At 65.2% G+C, this 25,839-nt stretch carries 24 protein-coding genes and 3 pseudogenes; 11 read left to right on the forward strand and 16 right to left on the reverse strand.

All coding sequences use genetic code 11. From position 1 onward, the window contains the following. Positions 1 to 55: 55 nt before the first annotated feature. A complete protein-coding gene (locus tag ACETMP_RS13730; protein ID WP_375161345.1) occupies positions 56 to 373 on the reverse strand; it encodes a hypothetical protein in 318 nt (105 codons plus the stop codon). Between ACETMP_RS13730 and ACETMP_RS13735 the strand changes: the two genes are divergently transcribed. From ACETMP_RS13735 to ACETMP_RS13755, 5 genes are read left to right on the forward strand one after another with little or no spacing between them, the layout of a single operon-like run. Then, positions 354 to 926, forward strand: a complete 573-nt coding sequence (locus ACETMP_RS13735) for an ABC transporter permease (protein WP_375161346.1) — start codon at positions 354 to 356, stop codon at positions 924 to 926. The genes ACETMP_RS13730 and ACETMP_RS13735 overlap by 20 nt on opposite strands. After that, on the forward strand, positions 923 to 1,729 hold the full coding sequence (locus tag ACETMP_RS13740; RefSeq protein ID WP_375161347.1) for an ABC transporter permease: 807 nt from the start codon (positions 923 to 925) through the stop codon (positions 1,727 to 1,729). The genes ACETMP_RS13735 and ACETMP_RS13740 overlap by 4 nt, the downstream gene beginning before the upstream one ends. Beyond that, on the forward strand, positions 1,726 to 2,484 hold the full coding sequence (locus ACETMP_RS13745; protein ID WP_375161348.1) for an ABC transporter ATP-binding protein: 759 nt from the start codon (positions 1,726 to 1,728) through the stop codon (positions 2,482 to 2,484). The genes ACETMP_RS13740 and ACETMP_RS13745 overlap by 4 nt, the downstream gene beginning before the upstream one ends. Further along, a complete protein-coding gene (locus tag ACETMP_RS13750; protein ID WP_028135144.1) occupies positions 2,481 to 2,813 on the forward strand; it encodes a hypothetical protein in 333 nt (110 codons plus the stop codon). The genes ACETMP_RS13745 and ACETMP_RS13750 overlap by 4 nt, the downstream gene beginning before the upstream one ends. A 4-nt stretch (positions 2,814 to 2,817) precedes the next feature. Beyond that, positions 2,818 to 3,873, forward strand: a complete 1,056-nt coding sequence (locus ACETMP_RS13755; RefSeq protein ID WP_375161349.1) for an ABC transporter substrate-binding protein — start codon at positions 2,818 to 2,820, stop codon at positions 3,871 to 3,873. 79 nt (positions 3,874 to 3,952) lie between these two features. Here the strand turns inward: ACETMP_RS13755 and ACETMP_RS13760 are convergent, their stop codons facing one another. From ACETMP_RS13760 to ACETMP_RS13780, 5 genes are all read right to left on the reverse strand, one after another. Beyond that, on the reverse strand, positions 3,953 to 5,281 hold the full coding sequence (locus ACETMP_RS13760) for a heme peroxidase family protein (RefSeq protein ID WP_375161350.1): 1,329 nt from the start codon (positions 5,279 to 5,281) through the stop codon (positions 3,953 to 3,955). Next, positions 5,221 to 5,499 (reverse strand): hypothetical protein, encoded by a 279-nt coding sequence (locus ACETMP_RS13765; protein ID WP_375161351.1) that lies wholly within the window; start codon positions 5,497 to 5,499, stop codon positions 5,221 to 5,223. The genes ACETMP_RS13760 and ACETMP_RS13765 overlap by 61 nt, the downstream gene beginning before the upstream one ends. Before the next feature lie 259 nt (positions 5,500 to 5,758). Further along, entirely contained in the window at positions 5,759 to 6,031 is a 273-nt protein-coding gene (locus tag ACETMP_RS13770; RefSeq protein ID WP_036025895.1) for a hypothetical protein, read from the reverse strand. A gap of 145 nt (positions 6,032 to 6,176) precedes the next feature. Next, on the reverse strand, positions 6,177 to 6,908 hold the full coding sequence (locus ACETMP_RS13775) for a cytochrome c biogenesis CcdA family protein (protein ID WP_375161352.1): 732 nt from the start codon (positions 6,906 to 6,908) through the stop codon (positions 6,177 to 6,179). 205 nt (positions 6,909 to 7,113) lie between these two features. Then, complete coding sequence (locus tag ACETMP_RS13780; RefSeq protein WP_375161903.1) at positions 7,114 to 7,380, reverse strand: hypothetical protein; 267 nt, start codon at positions 7,378 to 7,380, stop codon at positions 7,114 to 7,116. Positions 7,381 to 7,866: 486 nt separating this feature from the next. On the opposite strand from ACETMP_RS13780, the pseudogene ACETMP_RS13785 reads away from it, so the two are divergent. The 4 genes and pseudogenes from ACETMP_RS13785 to ACETMP_RS13800 all read left to right on the forward strand — a co-directional run bounded on the left by ACETMP_RS13785 (position 7,867) and on the right by ACETMP_RS13800 (position 10,839). After that, a pseudogene (locus ACETMP_RS13785) lies at positions 7,867 to 8,917 on the forward strand (LysR family transcriptional regulator). Positions 8,918 to 8,946: 29 nt separating this feature from the next. Beyond that, on the forward strand, positions 8,947 to 9,318 hold the full coding sequence (locus ACETMP_RS13790) for a helix-turn-helix domain-containing protein (RefSeq protein WP_020608151.1): 372 nt from the start codon (positions 8,947 to 8,949) through the stop codon (positions 9,316 to 9,318). A 321-nt stretch (positions 9,319 to 9,639) separates the two neighbouring features. Continuing rightward, positions 9,640 to 10,455: an enoyl-CoA hydratase gene (locus ACETMP_RS13795; RefSeq protein WP_375161353.1), complete on the forward strand. Its 816-nt coding sequence runs from the start codon at positions 9,640 to 9,642 to the stop codon at positions 10,453 to 10,455. 102 nt (positions 10,456 to 10,557) lie between these two features. Then, positions 10,558 to 10,839, forward strand: a complete 282-nt coding sequence (locus tag ACETMP_RS13800) for a hypothetical protein (protein ID WP_375161354.1) — start codon at positions 10,558 to 10,560, stop codon at positions 10,837 to 10,839. A 28-nt stretch (positions 10,840 to 10,867) separates the two neighbouring features. Here ACETMP_RS13800 and ACETMP_RS13805 read toward each other — a convergent pair whose 3' ends face one another. The 7 genes and pseudogenes from ACETMP_RS13805 to ACETMP_RS13835 form a co-directional block, all read right to left on the reverse strand. Further along, entirely contained in the window at positions 10,868 to 11,947 is a 1,080-nt protein-coding gene (locus tag ACETMP_RS13805; protein ID WP_375161355.1) for an isocitrate/isopropylmalate dehydrogenase family protein, read from the reverse strand. A 128-nt stretch (positions 11,948 to 12,075) separates the two neighbouring features. Beyond that, positions 12,076 to 13,143, reverse strand: a complete 1,068-nt coding sequence (locus ACETMP_RS13810; RefSeq protein WP_028135134.1) for an alcohol dehydrogenase — start codon at positions 13,141 to 13,143, stop codon at positions 12,076 to 12,078. A gap of 75 nt (positions 13,144 to 13,218) precedes the next feature. Then, a pseudogene (locus ACETMP_RS13815) lies at positions 13,219 to 14,189 on the reverse strand (ABC transporter ATP-binding protein). Beyond that, positions 14,186 to 16,048 carry a dipeptide/oligopeptide/nickel ABC transporter permease/ATP-binding protein gene (locus tag ACETMP_RS13820; protein ID WP_375161356.1) on the reverse strand — a complete coding sequence of 621 codons (1,863 nt, stop codon included), beginning with the start codon at positions 16,046 to 16,048 and terminating at the stop codon, positions 14,186 to 14,188. The pseudogene ACETMP_RS13815 and the gene ACETMP_RS13820 overlap by 4 nt, the downstream one beginning before the upstream one ends. Further along, positions 16,035 to 16,985 (reverse strand): ABC transporter permease, encoded by a 951-nt coding sequence (locus tag ACETMP_RS13825; RefSeq protein ID WP_375161357.1) that lies wholly within the window; start codon positions 16,983 to 16,985, stop codon positions 16,035 to 16,037. The genes ACETMP_RS13820 and ACETMP_RS13825 overlap by 14 nt, the downstream gene beginning before the upstream one ends. Positions 16,986 to 16,992: 7 nt before the next feature. After that, a complete protein-coding gene (locus ACETMP_RS13830; protein ID WP_375161358.1) occupies positions 16,993 to 18,537 on the reverse strand; it encodes an ABC transporter substrate-binding protein in 1,545 nt (514 codons plus the stop codon). A gap of 130 nt (positions 18,538 to 18,667) precedes the next feature. After that, complete coding sequence (locus ACETMP_RS13835; protein ID WP_375161359.1) at positions 18,668 to 19,864, reverse strand: CaiB/BaiF CoA transferase family protein; 1,197 nt, start codon at positions 19,862 to 19,864, stop codon at positions 18,668 to 18,670. Positions 19,865 to 20,046: 182 nt separating this feature from the next. Between ACETMP_RS13835 and glgA the strand changes: the two are divergent. Further along, positions 20,047 to 21,463 (forward strand): annotated as a pseudogene (glgA, locus tag ACETMP_RS13840) (glycogen synthase GlgA). A 200-nt stretch (positions 21,464 to 21,663) separates the two neighbouring features. Here the strand turns inward: glgA and ACETMP_RS13845 are convergent. From ACETMP_RS13845 to ACETMP_RS13855, 3 genes are all read right to left on the reverse strand, one after another. Continuing rightward, a complete protein-coding gene (locus ACETMP_RS13845; protein WP_375161360.1) occupies positions 21,664 to 22,614 on the reverse strand; it encodes an oxygenase MpaB family protein in 951 nt (316 codons plus the stop codon). A 73-nt stretch (positions 22,615 to 22,687) separates the two neighbouring features. After that, positions 22,688 to 23,836, reverse strand: a complete 1,149-nt coding sequence (locus ACETMP_RS13850) for a patatin-like phospholipase family protein (protein ID WP_375161361.1) — start codon at positions 23,834 to 23,836, stop codon at positions 22,688 to 22,690. Between the two features lie 70 nt (positions 23,837 to 23,906). Next, positions 23,907 to 24,731 (reverse strand): 3-hydroxybutyrate dehydrogenase, encoded by an 825-nt coding sequence (locus ACETMP_RS13855; protein ID WP_375161362.1) that lies wholly within the window; start codon positions 24,729 to 24,731, stop codon positions 23,907 to 23,909. Positions 24,732 to 24,910: 179 nt separating this feature from the next. Between ACETMP_RS13855 and ACETMP_RS13860 the strand changes: the two genes are divergently transcribed. Beyond that, complete coding sequence (locus tag ACETMP_RS13860) at positions 24,911 to 25,792, forward strand: LysR family transcriptional regulator (protein ID WP_375161363.1); 882 nt, start codon at positions 24,911 to 24,913, stop codon at positions 25,790 to 25,792. Positions 25,793 to 25,839: the final 47 nt, after the last annotated feature.

Genomic DNA, 25,839 nt, shown 5'->3' on the forward strand with positions numbered 1-25,839 from the left:
GGGCTCGGGCCGTAGCCTTGCTTCGCCCGGGATCTGTTGCAGGACCGTGGAGTAATCAGCGCGAAATGCCGGAACGGGCATAGCTGAACGTCAGGGAGGCCAGATGCAGGTGACGGGCAGTCTGAAAGGTCGATCGTCGCGGCTGATCCGCAGCGTCAATTCGCTGGCGGGAATCGCGATGTTTGTCGCGCCGCTGCTTGCCCTGGTCGCGATCTGGGCCGCCGTCGTCCCGCTCTTCAACGTCAATCCGCGCGTGTTTCCCTCCGTCGGCGCGGTCGGCACCGCCGCGCTGGATCTCGATCCGCGACGGCACGTTGTTCGCCCATGTCGGCGCAAGCCTCCTGCGCGTCGCCTTGGGCACGCTGATCGGCATCGCCACCGCCGTGCCGCTCGGCATCGCCATGGGCGTGAGCCCGACGGTCGCGTCCTTCCTGACGCCGCTGTTCCGCTTCTTCTCGGTGCTCGCCGGCATTGCCTGGATCCCGATCGCGACGCTGTGGTTCGGCTACGGTTTTGGCGCGATCGTTTTCGTGATCTTCAATGCCGTGTTCTTTGTCGTCGCCTACAACACCCTGCTCGGCGTCAGGACCATTCCGCACACGCTGCGCAACGCTGCCGCCTCGCTCGGCGCCGGCCGCTGGGCGCTGCTGACCGAGGTGCTGCTGCCGGGCGCGCTCCCCAACATCGTCACCGGCATCCGCACGGGCCTTGGCTTTGCCTGGCGCGGCCTGATCGCCGCCGAGATGATCGCGACCAATGTCGGGCTCGGCTACATGCTGTTCGTCGCACGCGACTTCTACCGCACCGAGGTGATCGTGTTCGGCATGATCGTGATCGGCGTTCTCTGGCTTCTGATCGATCGTCTGCTGCTGGTTCCGCTCGAGCGCGCGACCATCGAGCGCTGGGGCATGGTGAGGCGCGCATGAATCTGATGCTGCAAATCTGGGCGGGCTATACCCGCCTGACCCAGCGCTGGCCGGGGCTCGCCGCGATCATTCCGTTCATCCCGGTGCTGGCGCTGTGGACCGCGGTGAGCGAGGCCGGTCTGTTTCCGCGCGCGTTCTTTCCGGGACCGGCCGACGTCGTACGTGCGTTCTTCACGCTGACCTACAAGGGCATCCTGCCTGACTATCTCCAGGACAGCCTGATCCGGCTCGCGACCGGCGCCGCGGCCGGCATAGCGCTCGGCATTCCCCTGGGCATCCTGATCGGCACCAGCCGCTGGGCGCATCGCATCTGCTGGCCGGTGCTGCTGTTCTTCCAGGCCATCGGCGACATCGCCTGGCTGCCGATCCTGCTGATCTGGTTCGGCTTCGGATTGACGACGATGACCTTCGTCATCGTCTACACCGTGTTGTTCCCGGTCGTGCTCAACACCGTGCTCGGCGTCGAATCCGTTCCGCGGGACCTCGCGCGTGCTGCCCTGAGCCTCGGGGCCTCGCGTGCGCGCGTGCTGTGGGAGGTGACGCTGCCGGGCGCGCTGCCGAACATCATCACCGGCCTGCGCAACGGGCTCGGCTATGGCTGGCGCGCACTGATCGCCGTCGAGATGATCGTCGGCACCTCCGGCATCGGCTTCATGATGTTCGACGCCCGCCGCGCCGGCTCTACCGTCGAGATCATCCTCGGCATGATCATTCTCGGATTGCTCTGGTACATCGTGGACGCCTGGATCCTCGCGCCGCTCGAGCGCGCGACCGGCCAGCGTTGGGGATTGGTGACATCATGAAGACGCTCTCACTGCGCAATCTCGGCAAGACCTATTTCGACCCCTATGCGGGCGCACACGTCACCGCCGTCCACGACGTCTCGCTCGACGTCGAGCCCGGCGAGTTCATCTCGGTGGTCGGCCCTTCCGGCTGCGGCAAGACGACGATCCTGAACATGATCGCCGGCTTCATTCCCTATTCGAAGGGCGACATCCTGCTCGACGGCAAGCCGGTGCACGGGCCCGGCCCCGAGCGCGGCGTCGTGTTCCAGTCGTTCGCGCTGTTTCCCTGGAAGACGGTGCTCGACAATGTCGGCTTCGGGCCGAAGATGCGTGGTGTGCCGAAGGCCGAGCGCGACCGCATCGCGCGCGAATATCTCGCGCTAGCCGGGCTCTCGCACGCGGCGCACCGTTATCCCAACGAGCTCTCCGGCGGCATGCAGCAGCGCGTCGGCGTGGTGCGCGCACTCGCCAACAATCCCGACGTCCTGCTGATGGACGAGCCGTTCGCCAGCGTCGATGCGCAGACGCGCATGACCCTCCAGGAGGAGCTGACCCGCATCTGGCAGGAGCGCAAGCCGACGGTGATCTTCATCACCCATGACGTGGCTGAAGCGGTCTTTCTCGCCAACCGCGTGGTCGTGCTGTCGAAGGGGCGCGTGCTCGACCAGATCGCTGTCGACCTTCCTCGTCCGCGCGTCTGGGACGACCTCGTCAAGGACGACCACTTCAAGCAGCTGTCCGCGCGGGTGCTGCAGATGGTGCGTGCGGCATGAGCATCGCCTCCGATGTCTTGCGCTCGACCAAGGCACGCGTCGTGCTCGGCGCCGTCGCGGCCTGGGCGCTGTTTCAGCTCTGGCTGACGATCGCAGCCCCGGGCAAGATCGCGCCGGAGCTCAAAGGCACATCGGAAAAGGTGAATGTCCAGATCGAGCTGCCGTTCACGCCGGAGCGCTTCCATGTGCTCGCGTTCCAGCAATACGGACGCGTGTCGGGCACCGACGAGCATTCGATCGAACTGCGTGGCGTCAAAAGAACGGACCTCAACGCCGTCGCCCGGCCCTACTGGGTAACAGCGGTGGGGCCGATAAAAGAGGGAGGCTGAGACTATGAAACGACTCGTGCTGCTTGGACTAGCGCTTCTCGCCGGCATGGTGCCGGCGAGCGCCCAGAACCTGACGAAACTGAAGGCCGGCATGGTCACCGGCATCGACCAGATCGGCCTGCCGATCGCACTCGAGCGCGGCTTCTTCGAGAAGTACGGGCTCGACGTCACGATCGCGCGCCCCTACGCCACCGGCGTCGACGCGCTGAACGCGCTGCAGGCGGGCGAGAGCGAGATCGTGCAGGTCGGCGTGCCCATGATCGGTGCCGTGCTGCGCGGCATGGACCTCGTCGCACTCGGCAATTACAGCGGCAACGCCACCAAGGCCGGGTCCGACGCGACCATGGCGATCATCGCGCGCGAAGGCTCGGGCATCGTCAAGGGCGACCTGTCGACGCTGAAGGGCAAGAAAATCGCGGCATCCTTCGGCACGATCAACCATCTCTATATCCTGGCGACGCTGGAGAAGGCCGGGCTGAAACCCGACGACGTGACATTGGTCAACACGCCGCCCCCGGACATGACGGTCGCCCTGCTCGCCAAAGGTATCGATGCGTTCTCGGGCTGGGATCCCTGGCCGATCGTCGCCGGCAAGGACGTGCCGGGCGCGGTCGAGATCATCAGGGGCGGCGATGTGATCTCCTATATCGGCTTCAATGTGGCGCTTCGCCCGTGGGTGCAGGCCAACGGCGAGACCATCGAGAAATTCCTCGCGGCCGTCTCCGAGGCCGACCAATGGATGCGCAAGAATCCGAAACAGGCGGCGCAAGTTGCCACGCGCTGGATTCCGGGACTGAAGCAGGAGGTCGCCGAGACCGCGATGCAGTTCAACATCCAGCAGGCGGACCGCCGGCTGTCGGCGAACAATTACCGCGCGCTGTGGAGCGCCGAGGACCGGCTCGCCCGTCTCGGAATCCTCAAATCGACCTTCGACGTCAATGCGCATATCGAGCCGAAGCACATTCTCAAGGTCATGAAGGACCGTCCCGAGCTGTTCGCCGATCTGCCGCCGATCCCGGAGACGGCAGCGATCAAGCCGGGCTACGTGTTCAAGCCGTGAGCCTTGTTGCAACCGTCCAGACCGGCGCGCCGTGCGCGCCGGTCTACCCCATCGCCTGCAACGCCGGCGGGGACCAAGACTAGACGGTCGAGATGCCGTCGATCGGGCTGATATCCCCGACGAAACGCAAGAGATCGGCCATCGTGAATTCGCCGTGCACTTGCGATGGAAGCGTCGGCTTCCAGCTCTTGCCCTTGAGCCATAGGTACGACTGGTGATCACCATGGACGAGGCCGACGAAGACCTCGGCGAGCAGCGTCGCGCCGACCGGTCCGAGCCTTTCGCCGCCGCCCCGCTGCTCCGCCTCCTTGAGGATGTAGTACCAGAGCGGGGTGTGCTGGTGCAGACCATGCTTCTTCGCCACAGCACCGTCGCTCCCCTTCGAGATTTCTTCCGGGGACAGTGGATTCTTGATCTTCATGGCCTTGGCGACGTCCTGTCCGGACGGCAGTCCCAGCAACACGCCGCGTTTGAGATTGCGGAACGGCAGGCTGCCGCCGTCGCCCGGCAAGGTGTGGAGCTGCGGCACGACGAACGGATCGATCTTGCGCGAGGGATTGAGCGTCACGCCCGCAGGATTGTTCGGCAGCACCTGAAAGTAACGCCGCCAGTCGATGATCCAATTGCTCGAAAGCACCGGAAGAGGGAGCGGCGGCTGGATCGGATTGGGCGCGAGATCTCCAATGATCCCTCCCGACAGCCCGGTGAACCTGAACAGCAGGTCGAGGGTCGCCGGGATGTTGCCTGGTCCGAATGTGAAGATCCTGTTGTGGCTGTAGGCTTGACGAACCATGCTGTGGCCGAGACGGTAGACGGCGCCTGAAAACTCGACGGGCATGTAGGGCGTCTTCTTGAAGCGGTAGAAGCGCCGCCCCTGCTCGAGAATCTTCGCCACGATCCCCTTCTCGGTGATCCGCTCGACGAAATCGTGCAGGACCATCCATTGATAGTGCCAGGTCACGATCCGGCGCGCTTCCTCGAAGATCTCGCCCGCTGGCTTGCCCGACGCCGCGAGCTGATCGCAGACCTTGTTGTGGAACTTCAGCATCGCAAGGTGGGTCTGCGCGACGAGCAAATTCTCGTCGTTGCGGTGATCGCCGATCAGGGCAAACCCCTCGGGATTGCGCGGCAGGTCGTTGCGATGATCCCCGGTGATGTCATCGACGTTGACGGTCTTGCCGATCAGGAGCTTGGGACCCGGAGTCTTGCCGCTGTCGCTCGCCGAATTGCGCGCGTACAGATGGCGGCTGCCGTCGGGGCCGAGACCATAGATGCTGTCGAGATCGAGTGCCGGCGTGCGAAAATTCGTGACCGCCATCGGATCGGCTTCCTTCTCGCCGAAGGAGGTCAGATCGAGCGTGATGTCGTGATCGACGAACTGGCCGAGATAGGTGAAGCCCGCCGGCACGTTGAGATTGTTTCCGCGGCGTCGCCGGGGTTGGGGTCCTTCATCGCGTCGGCGAGCTCGCGCAGCGGACCATCGTCCACCGCCAACAGCTCCAGGGTCGGAAACATCCGCCCAAACATGCCCGGATCTTCGTGTCCGGAAAGCGTATCGAGAAATTGTCGCGTCGGTTGACGTCCGGCCTTGCCGTGACCGGGATGAACATTCACGTCGGTTCCCATCGCTTGCTCCTGCTCAAAATGCTTTAGGGGGAGAGGGGCGCCGAAGATGTCGATTGGTCCAAATGCTCGTTTCAGTATAGGTTCAGAAGAATTGCCCCTCAGGGTGTAGTACAATGAAATATTACTACAGATTGCATTGTGTGGGTGGGTCCTACGCGAGGCTTTTTGCCCCACCAGCCACACAGGCTTTTGATCGCCCGGAGCTCGAGCAAGAAAGACTAAGGCGCGACTCGACGCGCCGGCTCAATCTCTCAGCGCTTCAGCGCTTGGCAGCGAACCGCGACCAGATCTCGGCGTCCGTGTAGAAGTCTACGCCGCCATCAAGATCTCTCACCAGCCACTCGCCGAGATAGACGATCTGAGTGCCGCTGCGCCGCTCGTGCCGAAGCTCGAATTTTCCGTCGGCATCCTTCTGCAGCGAGCAATTCGACTGAACCCAGCTCGGCCATTCCTGCAACGGCTGCCCCAAAAACTGCCAGGCAACCAACGCCGCGTTGTCCGACAAGGGTTCTAAGCGCAGTGTCTTGGTCACGTGATCTCCACCATGCAAGTTGTCCCCGGATGCAACGCCTCGGGACCGGAAAGGTTTGGAATCGTCGTTCCGTGACAGCATGCCTGACGGGTTTCGACGGTTCCTCTACATCTTCATCCGTAAAAACCCGGTTCCCGCGGGGCAGCTAGCCGATCGTCTGCAGTACCGGAAAGGTCTCCAGCAGCCAGATGCTCACATTCGAGACCGCGCCGGTGAGAAAGCCGATGCCGGTGATCACCATCAGGATGCCCATGGCGCGTTCGACATTGACGAGGTGGCCCTTCATGCGCGCGAACAGTGCCGAGAACTGCTCGATCATCAGGGCGGCGATCAGGAAGGGAATACCGAGGCCCGCGGAATAGACCGCGAGCAGACCCGCGCCCTTCATTACCGTGGTTTCAGCCGCGGCGATCGACAGGATCGCGGCGAGGATCGGGCCGATACAGGGCGTCCAGCCGAAGGCGAAGGCGAGGCCCATGATATAGGCGCCCCAGAGGCCGACCGGCTTCGGGATCGGCAGCCGTCCCTCGCGCATCAACAGGCCGATGCGCGTCAGCCCGAGGAAGTGCAGGCCCATGACCATGATGACGATGCCGGCGAGGATCGACAGCTCCGCCGACCAAGCCCGAATCAGCCCGCCGATCAGCGAGGCGCTGGCGCCGAGCGCGACGAATATCGTGGAGAATCCCAGCACGAACAGCAGCGCCGACAACAGGATGGCGCGCTTGGAGGCCTCCGCCGGCTCGTCGCTCTCGACATGCTCGATCGTGGCGCCCGTGAGGTAGATCAGATAGGGCGGGACCAGCGGCAGGACGCAAGGTGAAAGGAAGCTGACGAGGCCGGCAATCAGAGCCGCCGGGATCGAAACATTTTGCATGATGCCGTCTGAGCCATCTCAGGTACCGGTACGGCGCGCGGGAAATGCGCCCGGCCGGAGCCGAACCGGCTCTGGTGTAGCCGATGCCGGAGAATGCGCAACAGAGGCGCACGAAACCAGGGCTCCGCCCGATGCCGTCTGCGATCACAGGTGCGGCATCGAGACGCGCACAAATCTCGCCAAAAAGCGAGGTTCGGCGGCGCGGCTACTTCACCACGCGGAGCAGCGGACGCCGGGGCTGGTCCTGCGTCTGCTTGGAAGGGGGCGGCGGCTCGCTCGCAGCGCTCCGCAGCATTTCATCGCACAATGCCTTGAGATCGGCACTGTCTATTCCTTTGAGCTTCATCCTGACGTCGAGGATGACGATGGACAGCAGATCGGCCGACTCCCGGCTGTTGCACGCATTGAGCACCTTGCGGCATCCCTCGAGCGTTTCCAGCACCGACTGCAATTGTTCGTCTGAATGCGACACCGGCGTTCTTTCCGTTAATTCGGCCTGCGAGACGTGATTGTGACGATCCCCTCGGCTTCCCTGGAATATCGAGGATAGCATGAGGCCGCTGCCCCTCCGAACCTGATTTCAGAGGGTTTCTGTTGTGGAACTGCAATTCCGGCCAACCTCGCCGCGCTGTTCTGTTGGCGATGTTCGAAGTAGTCCGGAAGCGAACGCCTGGCGCGCTGCAATTGATCCATCGAAGGAGAGGGCGCCGGCTTGGGCGCAAAGACCGTCGTTGCGGACAGCGCCTGCAATCCCGCAGCCATTTCACGGCTCGCAACGGAACTCACGCCCACACCCCTCGTTCAGGCGACAAATTCACCCGATTCCCGGCCCATGCCAGCATCTAAATACCACCCACCTAGATAGTAAGGATGACAGTTCAAAACTTATCATCCCCCAACCCGCAGTGGTTGTGGTTTGCGCCAGATTCTGCCAGTTTAGCTGTCCGAAGGGACTTGTATGCACTCCTTGGCGGAAAGGGGCGTTCCTCTGGCGGAACGCCCAAAAACAAATCTCAGCGGCCTCTCGGATTGGGATGCGGCCCGCATATTTCTCGAAGTCGTCCGATGCGGAAGTTTCCGGTCGGCGGCCGAACGCCTGTCGCTGTCGATCAACGCGGTGCGCCGGCGGATCGACGATTTCGAACGCCAGACCGGCACCACGCTGTTCACCCGCGACGTCCACGGCACCCATCTGACCGATGAAGGTGCGCTGGTGGTCTCCGCCGTCGAGCGCATGGAGGCTGCCACCTTCGACGTGCTGCGGGCCAGCGATTCGATGGCCAACGCGCTGTCCGGGGAGGTCCGGGTCGCCGTCACCGAGGGGCTCGGCACGTTCTGGCTCGCCCCGCGCCTGGTCGAGTTTCAGCAGGCCTATCCGAAGATCCTGGTCGACCTGCATTGCGCGATGCGCTCGGCCGATGTCTCGCGCCATGAGGCCGACGTCGCCATCCATCTGTCCCGTCCCTCGGCCCTCGACATCAAGCTGGTGCGGCTCGGCCGCATGCACCTGATGTTCTGGGCCTCGGAGAAATACATCGCAAAGCATGGCGCGCCGCGTTCGGCCGCGGAACTGATCAAGCATCGCCTGGTGCTGCAATTCGCCGACCAGCTCGCCGCCAAGGAATCTTTCGAAAGCTTCTTCCCGGGCGTTTCGGAACGGGACCTTCTGGTCATGAAGACCAATGTCTCGAAGCGCCAACTATTGGGCGGTCGCGAATGGCGCCGGCATCGGCGTCTTCCCCAGCTACGCCATTGCGCTTGGCGGGAAATTGATTCCACTGGAGGTCGAGCTGAACCGACCGCTGGATATCTGGCTGTCCTACCATCCCGGTAGCGGCCGTATTCCGCGCGTGCGGCACATGATCGACTGGCTGATCGAAGCTTTCAGTCCAGCTCGTTTCCCGTGGTTTAAGGAAGAGTTCGTGCACCCGCATGAATTCAAGGACTCGTACATGGGCGAACCCCTGACCCAGCTCTTCGGGGGATTTTCAACCGAAGAACAAAGGTGAGAACGAAGATGAAAGCAGCGGCAAAGAGAATGAAGCAGCGTAGTGCCGGCAAGCCGGACATCGAGCTTGGCAAGCGGATCCGCCTGCGGCGCGTCGAGATGAAGATCTCGCAGGCCGAGCTCGGCGAGAAGCTCGGCGTCAGCTTCCAGCAGGTCCAGAAGTACGAGAAGGGCGTCAATCGCGTGGGCGCAGCTCGCCTTCAGCAGATCGCCTCCGCGCTCGACGTGCCCGTGACCTTCTTCTACGACGGCGACAACAAGGCGCGCGAAGTCGAGAGCCTGCTCTTCCTCGATTCGGCCTTCAGCCTGCGCCTGCTGCGTGCCTACAGCAAGATCAAGGACCAGACGGTGCAGCGTCAGCTGGTCTCGCTGATGGAATCGATCGCGGCGAACGAAAGCTGAGATCGACCGACGATCGGCCTTCACGGCCGATCTTCAATCCGCCGCGTCACGGGGCGCGGCCGGATTGAACGGGATCCGGATCGCATGTCCTTGCGTCCGTCTTGGCCCGCGCGCTTTCCGCGCGCGGCCTTCGCTTCCGGGGCGATCTGACTGCCCCTTTTGTTGTCAGATTCCGTGTCGCTCGTCCTGTCTTGCCGGCGCAGCGGCACCGCCGCCATGCAATGGCGGCACAGGCGGATGCAGGCGGCCTCGCCTGTTGCCGTTGACCGCGGCGATGCCCTCGCAGCACATTGCACCTTGTCAATGACAAGCGAGCGCGCGATGCCCGACACTTCCGATGAGAAATCCTACGCCGACGGCAAGATCCTCAAGCGCGTCATTGACGGCGTCGGCGTGATCACCTTCAACAATCCCGACAAGCGCAACGCGATGTCGCTGGAGATGTGGGAGGGATTTGGCGAGGCACTGACGGCCCTGCGCGACGACGAGACGGTGCGCGTCGTGATCCTGCGCGGCGCCGGCGGCAAGGCCTTCGTCTCCGGGGCCGACATCAGCCAGTTCGAGAAGACCCGCCACAATGCGGCGGCGTCCGAGCAATACGCCAAGCGCAGCGCGGCCCAGCGCGCGTTGCTCGCCGACTTTCCCAAGCCGACCATCGCCTGCATCGAGGGCTTCTGTCTCGGCGGCGGCATGCAGGTCGCGATGCTCGCCGATATCCGCCTCGCCGCACACGGCAGCCAATTCGGCATTCCCGCGGCGCGGCTCGGCATCGCCTATGGTTATGACGGCCTGAAGCATCTGGTATCGCTGGTCGGGCCGTCCTGGGCCCGGCTGCTGATGTACACGGGCATGCGCATCGAGTCCGCGGAGGCCCTGCGGATCGGCCTCGTCGAGCGCCTGTTCCCGATCGATGAGCTGTGGGGTGAGACGATGGCGATCGCGCATGCCATCTCCGAGAACGCTCCGCTCGCGATCAAGGCCGCGAAGATCACGATCGCGCAGGTGCTGAAGGACGAAAGCCAGCGCGACATGGACGCCATCAAGGCGATCGGCCATGCCTGCATGGACAGCGCGGATTTCCGTGAGGGCCGGCAGGCCTTCATGGAGAAACGCAAACCGCGGTTCCAGGGCAGGTAGCTGAACCTCTATTCAGGAAGATTAAATTCCTCGTGCAGCTTGCTGCGGCAGCAACCAGTTGATCGCGCGATAGTTCTCCCGCCATCAATGAGGGAGGTTGCGATGACATTCAAACTTGCTGTGCTCGGTCTGGCTGCCATCGGCGGTGTGGCGCTCGCTTCGGGACCGGCCCTCGCGGCCATGCCGAACGGCATTCCGCAGGCGAACCAGATTGCAAAGGGCCCGGCCGCCGACGTCGATCAGGTGCGTTGGGTCTGTAACCCCTGGGGCCGCTGCTGGTGGCGCCCGAACTACTACCGCGCCTACGGCTACTATGGCGGCCCGCGCTTCTACGGCCCGCGTCCGTGGGGCTGGCGTCATCACCACCACTGGCGCCGCTGGTGAACGAAGGGGCCCGCGGGCCCCTTTTTAATTACAGCGCCGCGAGCAACGCCCTGGTGATGTCGGCGGTGCCGTTGCTGCCGCCAAATTCCATCGGCTTGATGCCGCCGGCATAGACCTGATCCACCGCCCGCTCGATCGTCTCGCCCGCTTCCGCGGCGCTCTCGACGCCGTGCTTGTCGGCGAGCCAGTCCAGCATCATCGCCGCCGACAGGATCATGCCGGTGGGATTGGCCTTGCCCTGCCCCATGATATCGGGCGCGGTGCCATGACAGGGCTGGAAAACCGCGTATTTGTCGCCGATATCGGCAGACGGCGCCATGCCGAGGCCGCCGATCAGGCTGGCTGTGATGTCGGAGACGATGTCGCCGAACATGTTCTCCATCACCATCACGTCGAAATCCCAGGGGCGCTTCACCAGCATCGCCGAGCAGGCATCGACATAGAGGCGGTCGGTCTTCACCTCGGGATGCTTCTTCGCGATCTCATCGAAGATGCCGCGGAAGAATGCAAACGCCTTGAACACATTCGCCTTGTCGACGCAAGTGAGCATCCCCGGCTTGCCGCGCGCCTTGCGCCGCTCGGCCAGGCGAAACGAAAACTCGAACAGGCGCTCGGAGGTCCGGCGCGTGATCACCATGGTCTCACGCGCGTCCTCGTGGGTGACGACGCCCTTTCCCATCGAAGCGAACAGCCCCTCCGTGGATCTGCGGATCACGACGAGATCGATGCCGCGCTGGTCGGCGCCGACGATCGGGCTCGGCACGCCCGGAATGAGGCGCGCGGGCCGCACCCCGGCATAGAGATCGAAGATGAAGCGCAGTTCGATCTGCGGCGCGATCTCGGTATTGTCGGGATAGCGCACCGACGGCAGGCCACAGGCCCCGAGCAGGATCGCATCCGCCTCCTCGCACAGCTTGATCGTCGAATCCGGCATCGACTTGCCGGTCGCCAGATAATTGGTCGCCCCGGCCGGTGCCTCGGTGAAACGGAAGCCGAGGCCCGCTTTCTCGCCGACCTTGCGCAGCACCTCGAGTGCGGGCGCCATGACTTCGGGACCGATGCCGTCCCCGGCGAGCACGGCAATGTGGAAGGCGTTATTTGCGGACATGGGGGTTCCTGTAGGACGCGTCATCCCGGGGCGGCTCGAAGAGCCGAACCCGGGATCTCGAGATTCTCAGGTGCGCAATTGCGCACCGTAGTTCGGTCCTTACGGACCGCCCCGGAATGACAGATGGATTACGGCGTCAGCACCGTGCGCCCGACCACCGCGCCCTGCTGCAATTGCAGCAGCGCGTCGTTGGCCTTGGCGAGCGGGGCCGTCGTGACCGGGATCGGCGGCACCTTCTTGGTCCGCACCAGATCAAGCAGCTCCTGCGTTTCGCGCAAGTTGCCGACGTAGCTGCCCTGGATCGTGATCGCCTTGATCGGAATGAGCGGCAGTGCCCAGGTCGCGCCGCCACCGAACAGGCCGACGATGACGAGCTTGCCGCCCTTGGTGAGGCAATCGAAACCGAGCTGCGTCGTGGCTGCATTGCCGACGAGGTCGATCACGGCGCGGATCGGCCCGCCCGCTTTCCTGGCAAGCTGCTCCAGCGCATCTGGTGCCTTGGGATCGACGGTGGCGAGCGCGCCGGCCTTCTCCGCCGCCTCGCGCTTCCTGGCGTCGATATCGACCATGATCGCGCCCTTGCCGCCCATCGCCTTCAACAGCGACAGCGCCATCAGGCCAAGACCGCCCGCGCCGAACATCACGATCGGCGTGTCGAAATGCTGCTCGACCTTCTTCAGCGCGCTGTAGGTGGTGACGCCCGAGCAGGCATAGGGCGCGGTCGTCGCCGGATCGAGCCCTCGCAGATTGAGCAGATAGCGCGGATGTGGCACCAGCATGTGATCGGAATAGCCGCCGTCGCAATAGACGCCGAGCGAGCGCGGCGTCAGGCACATGTTCTCGTCACCGGCAAGGCAGGTGGCGCACTTGCCGCAGCCGATCCAGGGATAGACCAGCCCGACGTCGCCGATCTTCAGCTCGCCCTGGTCGGTCGGCTTCACGTCGGGGCCGAACGCCAGGATCTCACCGACGGTCTCGTGGCCCATGGTCAGCGGCAGGCTGATGCCGCGGTCCTTCAGCGACAGCGGCTTGCGGCCGTGGCCGAGATCGTAACCGCCTTCCCAGATGTGGAGATCGCTGTGGCAGACGCCGGCCGCCTTCACCTTGATCAGCACCTGCGTGCCCGACGGCTGCGGCGTCGCTTCGTCGAACTCCTGCAGCGGCGCCTTGAAATCGGCAACCTTGTAACTCTTCATCGACGTCCTCCCGCATGCTTCTTGTCGCCGCGCCACCATGCCATGGCCGGCAAGGCGAGACAAACCGGTCTTAGTTCAAGCCAGCGGATGATGGCAAGCCGCGAACTGGCCGGGTGCGACTTCACGCAACTCCGGTATCTCCGCGCTGCATCGCTGATCGGCCCGCGGGCAGCGGGTGCGGAAGCGGCACCCGGACGGCGGCGCAATCGGCGATGGCGGCTCGCCGCCCGCTACGCTCTCGACGGGACGAACGTCCGGATCGGGCACCGGGATCGCCTGCAGCAACAGCTCCGTATAGGGATGTGCCGGCCTCGCGAACAATTGCTCGGCAGGGCCGACCTCGCAAAGCCGGCCGAGATACATCACTGCGACGCGGTCGCTGACCGCTTTGACCACAGCAAGATCATGCGCGATGAACAGCAGCGTCAGGCCGAAGCGCGCCTTCATCTCCTCCAGCAGGTTGAGGATCTGCGCGCGGATCGAGACGTCGAGCGCCGAGACCGGTTCGTCGCAGACGATGAACTCGGGATTGAGCACGAGCGACCGCGCGATGCAGATGCGCTGGCACTGGCCGCCGGAGAACTCGTGCGGCAGGCGCCCTGTGACGAGGTCAGGATCAAGCCCGACCGCCGACAGCACCTCGTGGACGCGCCGCCTGCGCTCGGCCGCATCCTTGACGCCGGCGATGATCAGCGGCTCGGCCACGATGTCGCCGATCCGGCGGCGCGGGTTGAGGAGGCGATCGGGTCCTGGAAGATCAGCTGCACGCGGCGGCGCATCCTGCGCAGCGCCTCGCCCTCCATCGCGGTGAGATCCTCGCCGTCGAACTGCACGCGGCCGGATCTGGCGCGGCGCAATTGCAGCACCGCGCGCCCCAGCGTCGACTTGCCGCAGCCGGATTCGCCGACCAGCCCCAGCGTCTCGCCGCGCGCGACCTGAAAACTGACGCCGGAGACGGCATGCACGGTCTTGTTGCCGAGGCCATATTCGACGACGAGATTGTCGACGTTCAGAAGCGGCTCGGCGCGCACGGCAAGCTGCATCATGCGCCAATTCCCTCCGCCATCTGGATCGGGTGGAAGCACGCATAGAGATGATCAGGCATCTCGGCGCTTGCCAGCGCAGGCTTGGCCTCACGACAGCGGCCGGTGGCATAACGGCAGCGCGGCGCGAAGGAGCAGCCACGCAGCGGCCGCGTCGGATCGGGCGGTCGGCCGGAGATGGCCGGCAGCGGCGTATGCGGCGCGGCATCCAGCTTGGGAATCGCTGCCAGCAACGCCTCTGTGTAGGGCATGTGCATGCGCTTGAACAACGCCGAGGTCGGCGCGCGCTCCACCACCCTGCCCGCATACATCACCGCGACCTCGTCGGCACGGCCGGCGACGACGCCGAGATCGTGGGTGATGATGATCATCGCCATGTGCCGGCGGCGCTGCTCGCGCGCGAGCAAATCGAGGATCTGCGCCTGGATGGTGACGTCGAGCGCGGTGGTCGGCTCGTCCGCGATCAAGAGCTTCGGCTCGCAGGACAGCGCGATCGCAATCGCGATGCGCTGGCGCATGCCGCCGGAACATTGATGCGGATATTGCCCAAGCCGCTGCTCCGGCGCGGGAATGCCGACGGCGGCCAAGAGCTCGATGCTGCGCGCCTTCGCCGCCGGAGCATCGAGTTCGAGATGCTCCTGGATCGTCTCCATCAACTGCGTGCCGATCGTGAGCACCGGATTGAGCGAGGTCATGGGATCCTGGAATACGACCGCGAGATCGCGGCCGCGCAGGCGCCGCAGGCTTTCCGGCGCGAGCCGCACCAGATCCTGGCCGTCGAACATTACGCGGCCCGTGAGCTTTGCTTTCTTCGGCAGCAGCTGAAGCACCGCGCGCGACAGCATGGTCTTGCCGCACCCGGATTCGCCGACGATGCCGAGCGTGCGGCCTGCCTGCAGCGACAGATCGACATGATCCACCGCGCGCAAATTGCCGCGCGGCGTCGGCAGCTCGACCGTGACGTCCGCGATGGTCAATAGCGGGGCGCTCACAGCGCCCCCCTGGCGCGGATCGGTCAGCGCCCGCAAGGTGTCGCCGACCAGATTGAAGGCCAGCACGGTCACGAAAAGTCCGGTCGCCGGCAGGAACGCCAGCCGCGGCGCGACGTCGAGGCTGTCGCGCCCTTCCCCGATCATGCTGCCCCAGCTCGCCATCGGCGGCGGCACGCCGAGGCCGAGGAAGGACAGCGCCCCCTCGACCACGATGGTGACGGCGACGCCGAGCAGGAAGAAGGCGAGCAGCGGCAGGATCACGTTCGGCAGCAACTCGCGCAGCAGGATGCGCGCATGGCTGGCGCCGAGCGCCTCGGCGGCGATCACGAATTCCCGCCGCGCCAGCGTCAGCGTCGCCGCCCGCGCCACGCGCATGAAGGCGGGAATGCCGAGCACGCCGAGGATCACGGTGAGGTTGGGGACGGACTGGCCGAGATAGGCGGTCACGGCAAGTGCGAAGATCAGCGGCGGAAAGGCCAGCAGCACGTCCATGCTGCCGACCACGATGATCTCGAACCGGCCGCGGAAATAGCCGGCGAGCAGGCCGAGCGCGCCGCCGATGGCAAGACCGATCATCGGTGCGATCAGCCCGACCGTCAGCGAGGTCCGCGCGCCGAAAATCAGGCGGGCGAGCTCGTCGCGGCCGAGCCCGTCGGTCCCCAGCCAGTGCTCGGAAGAGAACGCGGCGCGGCGCTCCAGCATGTCCATGTCGACGGGATTCTGCAGCGGCAGCACCGGCGCGAGGATTGCGAGCGCGAGGATGATCGCAAGCCAGCTGCTCGCGATCCAGAACAGCAGGCCGAGCTTGCGCTGGCGGCCGACCGGCACGGGCGCCGCCTCGTCCTGCAGCGAGAGCTCAAGCGTGGCCATGGCGGATCCTGGGGTCGAGCACGGCGTAGAGCATGTCGACGATGAAATTCACGATGACGAAGCCGCAGGCGACCAGCAGCACCACGCCCTGGAGGATGACGAGGTCGCGGGTATAGATCGCGCCGACCAGGAGGCGGCCGATGCCGGGCAGCGCGAAGATCGACTCCACGATCAGCGTGCCGCCGAGCAGACGGCCGATATTGATGCCGGTCACCGTCACCAGGGTCAGCGACGACGGCTTCAGCGCATGCACGAACAGGATGCGCGCGGGCTTGAGGCCTTTTGCCTTGGCGAGCGCGATATAGTCCTCCTGCAGGGTCGCGATCATGTCGGAACGCAGCACCCGCATGATTCCGGGCCATTCGGCGAGGGCGAGCGTCAGCGCCGGCAGCACGAAGAAGCGCAGATTGCCGAGCGGCGCCTCGGTGAACGGCACATAGCCGGTCGCCGGCAGCCAGTGCAGCTCGACCGCGAACAGATAGATCAGCAGGATCGCCACCAGGAAGGAGGGCATCGACAGCATCGCGAACGCGCTGCCGGTCATGAAGCGGTCGAACGCGCCGCCGGCACGCGCGGCACAGGCGATCGCGACGGGAACGCCGATCAGGAGGCCGAGGAACTCGGCCATCAGCATCAATTGCAGCGAGACCGGAATGCGCTCGGCGACCGCCTGCAACACCGTCTGCCCGGTGCGGAACGAACGGCCGAGATCGCCCTGCAGGACCTGGCCGAGCCAGCTGAGATAGCGCCACCACAGCGGCTGGTCGAGCCCCATGTCGCGGCGCAGCGCCGCCACGTTCTCCGGCGTCGCCTGATCGCCGAGGATGACGAGAGCGAGATCGCCCGGCAGCAGCGAGGCAATCAGGAACGTCAGCAGCGAGACGGCGAGCAGCACCGGCAGCATGGCAAGCAGCCGCCGAACGACGAAGTTCAGCATCGCGCCATCATTCCAGCCAGGTCCTCGAGACGTCGATCACGCCATTGTACATTTTCGGGAAGCCCTTCAGCTTGGCGCTCGACAGCGCGTAATAGGTGTTCTGGAAGGTCCAGAACCAGATCGCCTCTTTGTTGATCAGGCGGCTGATGGCGCAGTAATCCTCGCTGCGCTGACCGAGGTCGGCCGTAACGCGCGCGTGGTCCAGCAGCTTGTCGAGCTCGGGGTTTGAGTATCCGGCGAGCGCCAGCGGGCTGCCGCTGCGGAAATTCGCGTACATCTGCGGATCGGGATCGGCGAGATCGACGATGCGCCACGGCGTCATCTGGAACTGGCGGGTGAAGGCGCGCGAGGGAATGGTGGCTTGGTCGACCTGCTCGATCTCCATGTTGGCGCCGACACGCTTCCAGAACTGCTGGAGCACCTGCCCGACCATGCGGCCGCGCGGCGTCGCGGTCACCAGCATCTTGAACTCGACCGGCTTGCCGTAATCCTTGATCAGGGCCTTGGCCTTCTCGACGTCGAACGGCAGCGCGCCGTCGTCCTTGCATTTCACCCAGGAGCCGTCGCCGTAAGGATTGCTCGCGGGCCGGCTCAGACCGTTGGTGATCGCCTGTGACATTTTCGGGCGGTCGATCGCCATCACCAGCGCCTGGCGGACGCGGACATCGTCGAACGGCGCGACCTTGGTGTTGAAGGCGTAGACTGCCGCGCCCGAGCCCTTGTAGGTGTGCACGGTGAGCTTGGGGTCCTTCTGCGCCTTCATGATGTTGTCGGCGTCGTTCTCGTCGTCCCAGATGATGTCGGCCTCGCCCGATTGCAGCGAGGCGAAGCGCGACTGTGCGTCGGGCAGCGGCTTCAGGATGATGCGGTCGAGATAGGGCCGGCCCTTGTCCCAGTAGTTTGGATTCTTCTCCAGCACCATGCGGTCGCCGGCGGTCCATGACTTCAGGATGTAGGGGCCGGTGCCGACGGGATTGCGATTGTAGTCGTCGCCCTTGGTCTTCCAGGCCGTCGGCGAATGCACCGCGTTGTTCTGGCTCTGGATCGTGATCACCGCCGGCAGATTCACGGAAGGGTCGGTGAGCTTGTAGACGAGGGTGTATTCGTCCGGCGCCAGCACTTCCTTGATGTTGGTGATGTAGAAGGCGCAGCGGCACTTGTTGGCGGGATCCTTCTGCCGGTCGAAATTTTCCTTGAAGGCCTGCGCATTGAACGGGGTGCCGTCGTGGAATTTCACGCCCTCGCGCAGCTTGAAGGTCCACGTCATGTAGTCGTCGGAATGAGTCCAGGATACCGCGAGCTTCGGCGCGGCCTGTCCCTTCTCGTCCAGTGTGGTGAGCGTGTCGAAGATGGCGGCGGCAGCGGTGAAGGTCGAAGTGTCGTAGACGCCGACCTTGAGCGGATCGAAGCCGGCAATCTCCAGCTCCTGGCCGACGGTGATGCTGCCGCCGGACTTCTGCGCCTGCGCAGGACTAGTCAGTGGAAGGAGGGCAAATGCCGCAACAAGGAATATCGGCGCGTGCTTGCGCGCCGCAGCAGCAAACTTCGTCATGGTTCCTCCCGGGATCCCTCGTCCGATGTTTCGGATCGCTGAATGACTGGAGGCGAGAGTGGCGGCAAAAGCGCGCCACCGCAAGAGGAACGCGCGCGAGATCACACGCCGCAGTGCGGCGCAATGTTGCTCAGCGTGTCACGGCCGTTTTGCCTGTCGGAATTGGCGCATCATCGGCGAGGCCGATCTCCTCGCGCAGCGCATCGGTATGCTCGCCGAGCCCGGCCATCGTCCTGGCGGGCGCGGTGTCGGCGCCCGACATCCGGAACGGCAGGTTGAGCACTTTGAAGGAGCCGCCCTCGTCCTGCACGGAGGTGAGCGCCTGCCGGTGCGCGAGCTGCGGATCGGCCAGCGCCTCGGCCACGGTGCGATAGGCCGAAGCCGGCACGCCGGCCGCGCCGAGCGCGGCGAGACACGCATCGGTCGTGAGCTGCCGCGACCAGGCTTCGACCCCGTCCATCACCTCGGCCCAATTGTCGCGACGCGGGGCATAGGTCGAGAAGCGCGGGTCGGTGATCCATTCGCCGCGGCCGATCACGCCCATCAATCCCTGGAACGTCTTCTCGCTGGCGACTGTGATCATGACGTAGCCGTTTGCCGTCTCGGTCGGTCCGAACATCGGGCGCGGCGGCGGCTTCACCGCGAATTGCGCGCTCTGCAGCTCGGTCAGCGTCAGCGACAGCATCGATTCCAGCATGGACACGTCGATATGCTGGCCAAGCCCGCTCACGGTCCGCTGATAGAGCGCGGACGCGATCGCGCCGAAGCCATAGGTGCCGGTGACGACGTCGGCATGATAGATGCCGCAATAATCGGGACGGTTGCGGCCGGGCTGATAGGCCAGATGCGCCATGTCGTAGCCGGAGGCGGCATGGATTACCGGCGCATAGGCCGGCAGCTCGGCCGAAGGGCCGCTCTGGCCGTAGCCGGAGATCGAGCAATAGATCAGCCTCGGATTGACGGCGCGCAGCCTGTCGTAGTCGAGCCGCAGCCGGTGCATCACGCCCGGACGAAAATTCTCGACCAGGATGTCCGACGTCGCGGCCAGCCGGCGGACCGCCTCCTTGCCGTCCTCCGATTTGAGGTCGAGCACCACGCTCTTCTTGCCGACATTGAGCTGGCCGAACGTGGTGCTGCAGCCCTTGCGCAGCGGCGGCCGGGTCCGCATCGTCTCGCCGCCCTCGGTCTCGATCTTGATGACCTCGGCGCCCATGTCGGCAAGCATGCGCGCGCAGTGAGGACCGGCGATGGTGGTCGAAAAATCCAGGACCCGGAGGCCGGCGAAGGCCTTTGTCGTCGTCCCCTCATGCTTATCTGCTAGCTGCATCCCCGGAGCCCCTTGGAACCTTCAATGTTCTCTCTTGTTGATGCGGCGACCCTAGAGGGCGGCGGCTGAGTAGGAAAGTCTTTACCGAACGGACGTGCCGCGTGGGCGGGCTTTGAGATTTCGTGGGCAACTGGACCCGTTCTTGCATAGCAGCAAACGGGATCGGAAGAGGGCAGCTGTTCTTGAGGGTCTTGTTCGTCACGACTGAGATGGACGACTTCGTCCGCGTCGGCGGCCTTGGCGCCGTGTCCGCAGCTCTCCCCCGCGCCCTTCGCTCCTTTGCCGATATCCGGGTCATGCTGCCCGGCTATCGCGACATCATCGAACAACTCACGCATATTCAGATCGTTGGCCGCTGCCCGGCGTTCGCGGAAATGCCGGCATGCTCGCTCGGCCGGGCCGCGACCAAGGACGGGTTGCCGGTCTACGTACTGCTCTGCTCGCAACTCTACGACCGGCCCGGCAATCCCTATGGCGACGAGTCCGGGCGCGACTGGCCTGACAACGATATCCGCTTCGCGCGCTTTGCTTCCGCCGCCGCTGAGCTGGCCATGGGCAAGCTGGACAAGAATTGGGCAGCAGACCTGATCCATGCCAATGACTGGCAGGCCTCGCTGGTGCCGGCCTATCTCGCCTGGCAGGGCGCCAGGCTGCCGTCGATCCTGACCATTCACAACCTCGCCTATCAGGGCCTCTTCCCGAAGGACGCGCTACGGCGGATCGGCGCACCGGAGAGCTCGTTCCACATCGACGGCATCGAGTTCTACGACCAGCTCTCCTTCCTCAAGGCCGGCCTCGTCTACGCCTCGCACCTCACTACCGTCAGCGGCACCTATGCGCGCGAGATCACCACGGCCGAGTTCGGCTGCGGTCTGGAGGGCCTGCTCCGCCTGCGCTCGGACGCCGCCGAGCTCACCGGGATCCTCAACGGCATCGACGAGAGCTGGGATCCGCGCTCCTGCGCCCAGCTGGCCCAGCAGTTCGGCGCCGGCGACTGGGCCGGCAAGAGGGCCAATGCGGATTACGTCCGCAAGCAGTTTGGCTTAGCGGTCTCGCGCGGCCCGATGTTCGGCATCGTCGCGCGCCTCGTGCACCAGAAGGGTATCGACCTCGTGCTGTCGGCGGCCGACGAGATCGTCGATGCCGGCGGCCAGATCGTGGTCACCGGCTCTGGCGAGCCGGCGCCTCGAGCAGGCCTTGATCGACGCGCATCGACGCCGCCCCGACGCCATCGGCGTCGTGATCGGCTTCAACGACGCCCAGGCGCGCCGCATCTTTGCAGGCAGCGATTTCACCCTGATGCCGTCGCGCTTCGAGCCGTGCGGCCTCAGCCAGATGTACGCCCAGCGCTTCGGCTCGCTGCCGATCGGACACCAGACCGGCGGCCTTGCCGAGACCATCACCGATGGCGAGACCGGATTCCTGTTCGCGAAACCCTCGCGCGATTCCTTCCTCGGCGGCGTCCGCCGGGCCTTCTCGGCCTTCATGGCGCAGGACCAGCTCGACACCATGCGCCGCAGCGCCATGGGACGATCGTTCTCCTGGAGCATCTCGGCCGGCAGCTACAGCGCGCTGTACCGGAAGCTGGCGTCGGTGTGAGGCGCGACGGCACTCCCACTCGTTCCGTCATTGCGAGCGCCTCGCTCCCCTCTCGTGCCCCGGACGCAGCGCAGCGTCCTCTTCGACGGTGCGCTGCCGAGCCGGGGCCATCGCGTCGCAGTTCGTGGCCCTCTGGGTCCCGGCTCTACGCCGCAACGCGCTTTGCGCGTTGTGGCTGGTCCGGGACACGAGAGATCGGCTCACCCCTTGCCGCGCGCATCCATCTGCGGCCGTCCGATCCACGCGCGGTTGAGACAGCGCGTCATCCAGTCGGGCCGCGGCTCGCCCCGCAGCCGCGCCTGCGCTTCCTGGTAGGGACCGACATAGCGCAGCCTGTCGGGCAATTTCGGATAGACGCGCCTTATCCATGTCAGCGCATTGTCGGCTGATCGGATCTCGCGCGCATGGAGCTCGAAGCCAAAGCCCGCACGCAAGCGCTCCGGCAGCATCCTTGCCGTGAGCGCGCGATACCAGCGCGGTGGCCGCAACCACGGGCGCACGCCAGTGAAGATCTGCGCCGCGGTCTCACGTGCCGCCGCGCTAACCGTCAGCGTGTCCGATTCCACCATCGCCGCGGTGTAGGCCGCGAAGCCGGACCAGTCGGCAGGCAGGTCATTTCCCGTCAGCCCGAACAGCGCACCGAACATCTGGCTCTCGGCCCAGTAGCGCTCGCGCTCTTCCGCCGAGAGCGGTGGCAGGACCAGGTCGTGCGCCATCAGCGCCGTCTCTACCAGCGTCGCATGAACCCAGCGCAGCGCTGCGATGTCGTTGGCGCAGTAGCGCGAGCCTGCCGCGAACGGGCCGACCGTCTCGGGCATCTCTCCGACGATCATGCTGTGACGCCGGTGCAGCTGGCGCGACGACAGCAGCGCCCGCTCGAGCGAGCCGAACACCATGGCAAAGACGATGCCGAAGGTGCGATGGAAGCGCCCGATCGGATCGGAAAACGTTTTGGAATGCTCGGCGATGGCCGCGGCAACCCAGGGATGGGCCAATTGCAGCAGCAGCGCGCGGCCGGCGCCAAGAAAGATGACGGCCTCGCGATCGATCCGCCAGGTCAGCGTGTCAGGGCCGAACACGCCGGCCACCGCTCCCGCTGCGTTGGCGCGGACCTGATCGAGCGTTGCCTCGAGATCGTTCGCGGACACCATCTGCACGGCCTTCGGCTGCGAGGTGACCGACGATCCGCAAGGCCTGTGGCAATTCGATGATGCAAGAGCCGTCCTACTCCGCCGCGATCGGCAGCACGTCCATATGCTCGTGCAGCACCACGCCGGCGAGCGGATCGAATTCGCCGATCCACGGCTTTCGTTCGAGCACGGACCGCGTATGCGCATAGCCGGCGTCCCAGCGCCGCATGATGCCGGAGGGGCTGAAGTCGATGTCCTTGGTATGGGTCTCACGATCGAGCTGCGGCGCCAGCAGCCGCACGACATGCATCCGGGTCGGACAGCCGTAGCTGATCAACTCCCGCACTGCGGGGTCGCGGCGCTCGTTCTCGGAGAGGCGCACGGCGAGCTGATTGATCACGTGGCGCAGGCGGTGGGCCTGCTGCTGGCGGGCAATCTGGCTCGCGATACGGCTCGAATATTGCACGTCCTTGTGCCGGTTCAGCACTTCCGCCATCGTCGTCGGCTCCGCGCCGATCGGATTCCACAGATGCACGGCGAAGATCAGCGAATTCCTGCGCGGATTGTCGTCGAACACGGCTTCGGTCGGCGTGTTGGACAGAATGCCGCCGTCCCAATAGAGCTCGCCGTCGATACGCACCGCCGGAAACGCCGGCGGCAGCGCGCCGGAGGCCATCACGTGCTTCACGGTCAGCTCGCCGTCGCGGCTGTCGAAATAGCGCATCTGGCTGCTGCGGACATGGGCTGCGCCGACCGTCAGCCGCGGCGAGCAGCTGTTGACCAGGCTGAAATCGACCAGCTCGAGTAGCGTCCTCTCCAACGGTGCGGTCGAATAGAAGCCGGCGTGATCCGCTCCCAGCGGATAGGAATCACCGGCATGCGCCAGCGGATTGGGGCGAAAGAATCCTGGAATGCCGTTGGTGACGGTCGACCAATAGGTGAGCTTCTCGTTGAAGCCGGGAAACGCGGTGCGCAGATTCCAGACCGGATTCTGCTCCATCCGCCTCCAGAATTCCTTCAGATGCGCCAGCCGCTGGCCGGGCGCATTGCCCGCGATCAGGCTGGCATTGATGGCGCCGATCGAGGTGCCGATGATCCAGTCCGGCTCGATGCCGGCCTCATGCAGCGCCTGATACACGCCGGCCTGGTAGGACCCGAGCGCGCCGCCGCCCTGGAGCACGAGCACGACCTGGCCGGGCAGATCCGCGCCCTTGCTCTGCGTGTTGTCCTGCATGCCATTCATATCCTGCTCCTGGTGGGCTTGCACCGATCGAATATTCACATGCCGCTGCGGCTTGCTGCGCCGGCCCATCTCAATGCGCGGTCCAGCCGCCGTCGACCGGAAGCGCAATGCCGGTGATCGAAGCCGCCGCGTCCGTCGACAGGAACACCGTCAGTGCGCCGAGCTCTTCCACCGTGGCGAAGCGCTTGTTCGGCTGCTGTGCCAGCAGCACATCGCGGATGACCTGATCGCGGGAGATGCCGTGCGCCTTGGCCTGCCCGTCGATCTGCGCTTCGACCAGCGGCGTATAGACGTAGCCCGGGCACACGGCGTTGCAGGTGATGCCCTCCTCCGCCGTCTCCAGCGCCGTCACCTTCGTCAGACCGACGATGCCGTGCTTGGCGGCGACATAGGCCGCCTTGAACGGCGAGCCGACCAGGCCGTGCGCGGAGGCGACGTTGATGATCCGGCCAAACCCGTTCCGGCGCATCGCCGGCAGCGCGAGCCGCGTCGTGTGGAAGGCCGAGGTCAGGTTGATTGCGAGGATCTGGTCCCATTTCTCGACAGGAAATTGCTCGAGCGGCGCGACATGCTGGATGCCGGCGTTGTTGACGAGGATGTCGAGCCGGCCGGACTCGGCGATGGTCGCCGCGATCATCTCGGCGATCGCTTTCGGCCTGGTCATGTCGGCCGGCGAGTAGCTCGCCCTGACGCCGAACTCGGCGGCGATCTGCTCGCGCGTCCGGCCGATCTCGCTGGCGACGCCGAGGCCGTTCAGGACGACATCGGCGCCGGCCGCCGCTAGGGCACGTGCGATGCCGAGACCGATGCCGCTGGTCGAGCCCGTGACGAGCGCGACCTTGCCGGCCAGCGCGCGGGCAGGCTGCGATGTCTGCGGCTTCAGCGGTATGTTCATGGCAGGGTCTCCGTTGGCGATGACTGAACTTCAAGCCTTCGCAAAACCCTGGAGGATCGGCGGCCCGAACGGAAATACCGGCTGGCTTCCGACTCCATACGTCCGCGCTATCGCGGGCGGGATGTCATTTCCAGCTCCGATCGGCTAGATTTCCAGCCGATCTTGCTGGGAGCCGATCCATGGAAATGCACCAGGTCCGCTATTTCCTCGCGGTGGCGCGACTGCTCAATTTCACGCGCGCGGCGGAGGAGTGCAACGTCACGCAGCCTTCGCTGACGCGCGCGATCAAACAGCTCGAGGCCGAGCTCGGCGGCGACCTGTTTCGCCGCGAGCGACCGGCGGCGCAACTGACCGAGCTCGGCCAGCGCATGCATCCGCTCCTGAAGCAGTGCTATGATGCTGCGGTCGGCGCGCGCTCGCTCGCCTCCTCGTTCAGGAGCGGTGAAGTCGGCGCGCTGCGCATCGCGCTGACGCATTCGATCGACCTGGCATTGCTGATCCCGCATCTCAACGAGATCAGGCGGCAGTTCAACCGGCTCGAATTGCGCTTCCTGCGCGGGACGAGCCGTGAGGTCGCCGATTTCCTCAAGAAGGGAGAAGCCGAGCTCGGCATCGCCGCCGAGATCGACGAGGCCTGGGATCGGCTCGACGCCTGGCCGCTGTTCACCGAGAGCTTCGAGCTCGTCGTTGGCGACGGACATCGGCTGGCCGGCCGCAGCAGCATCGAGCTGGACGATTTGCGCTCGGAGCAATTGCTGAGCCGGACCTTCTGCGAGCATTCGCGCCGCATCTCCGCGAGCCTGCGCGAGCACGGCATCGAGCATGGCCACGAGATTTCGAGCGAGCGCGACCTGATCGAGCTGGTCGAAGCCGACATCGGCGTCGCCATGGTACCGCACACCTCGCCTTTGCCGGAAACGCTGACCCGCGCCACCGTCGCCGGACTGGACGCCCGCCGCACCGTCAGCCTCTACGGCGTGGCCGGCCGCCAGCGCACGGCGGTCGCCAACGCCGTGATGCGCATGCTGCGCGGCGCCGACTGGCGGGCGATTGCTGGCTAGCTGGGCGAGCATCCGCGCTCTAGCGAGATGCGAATTGCTGTGCCCTC

This window comes from Bradyrhizobium dasycarpum (genome assembly GCF_042019905.1).
Classification (GTDB): domain Bacteria; phylum Pseudomonadota; class Alphaproteobacteria; order Rhizobiales; family Xanthobacteraceae; genus Bradyrhizobium; species Bradyrhizobium japonicum_B.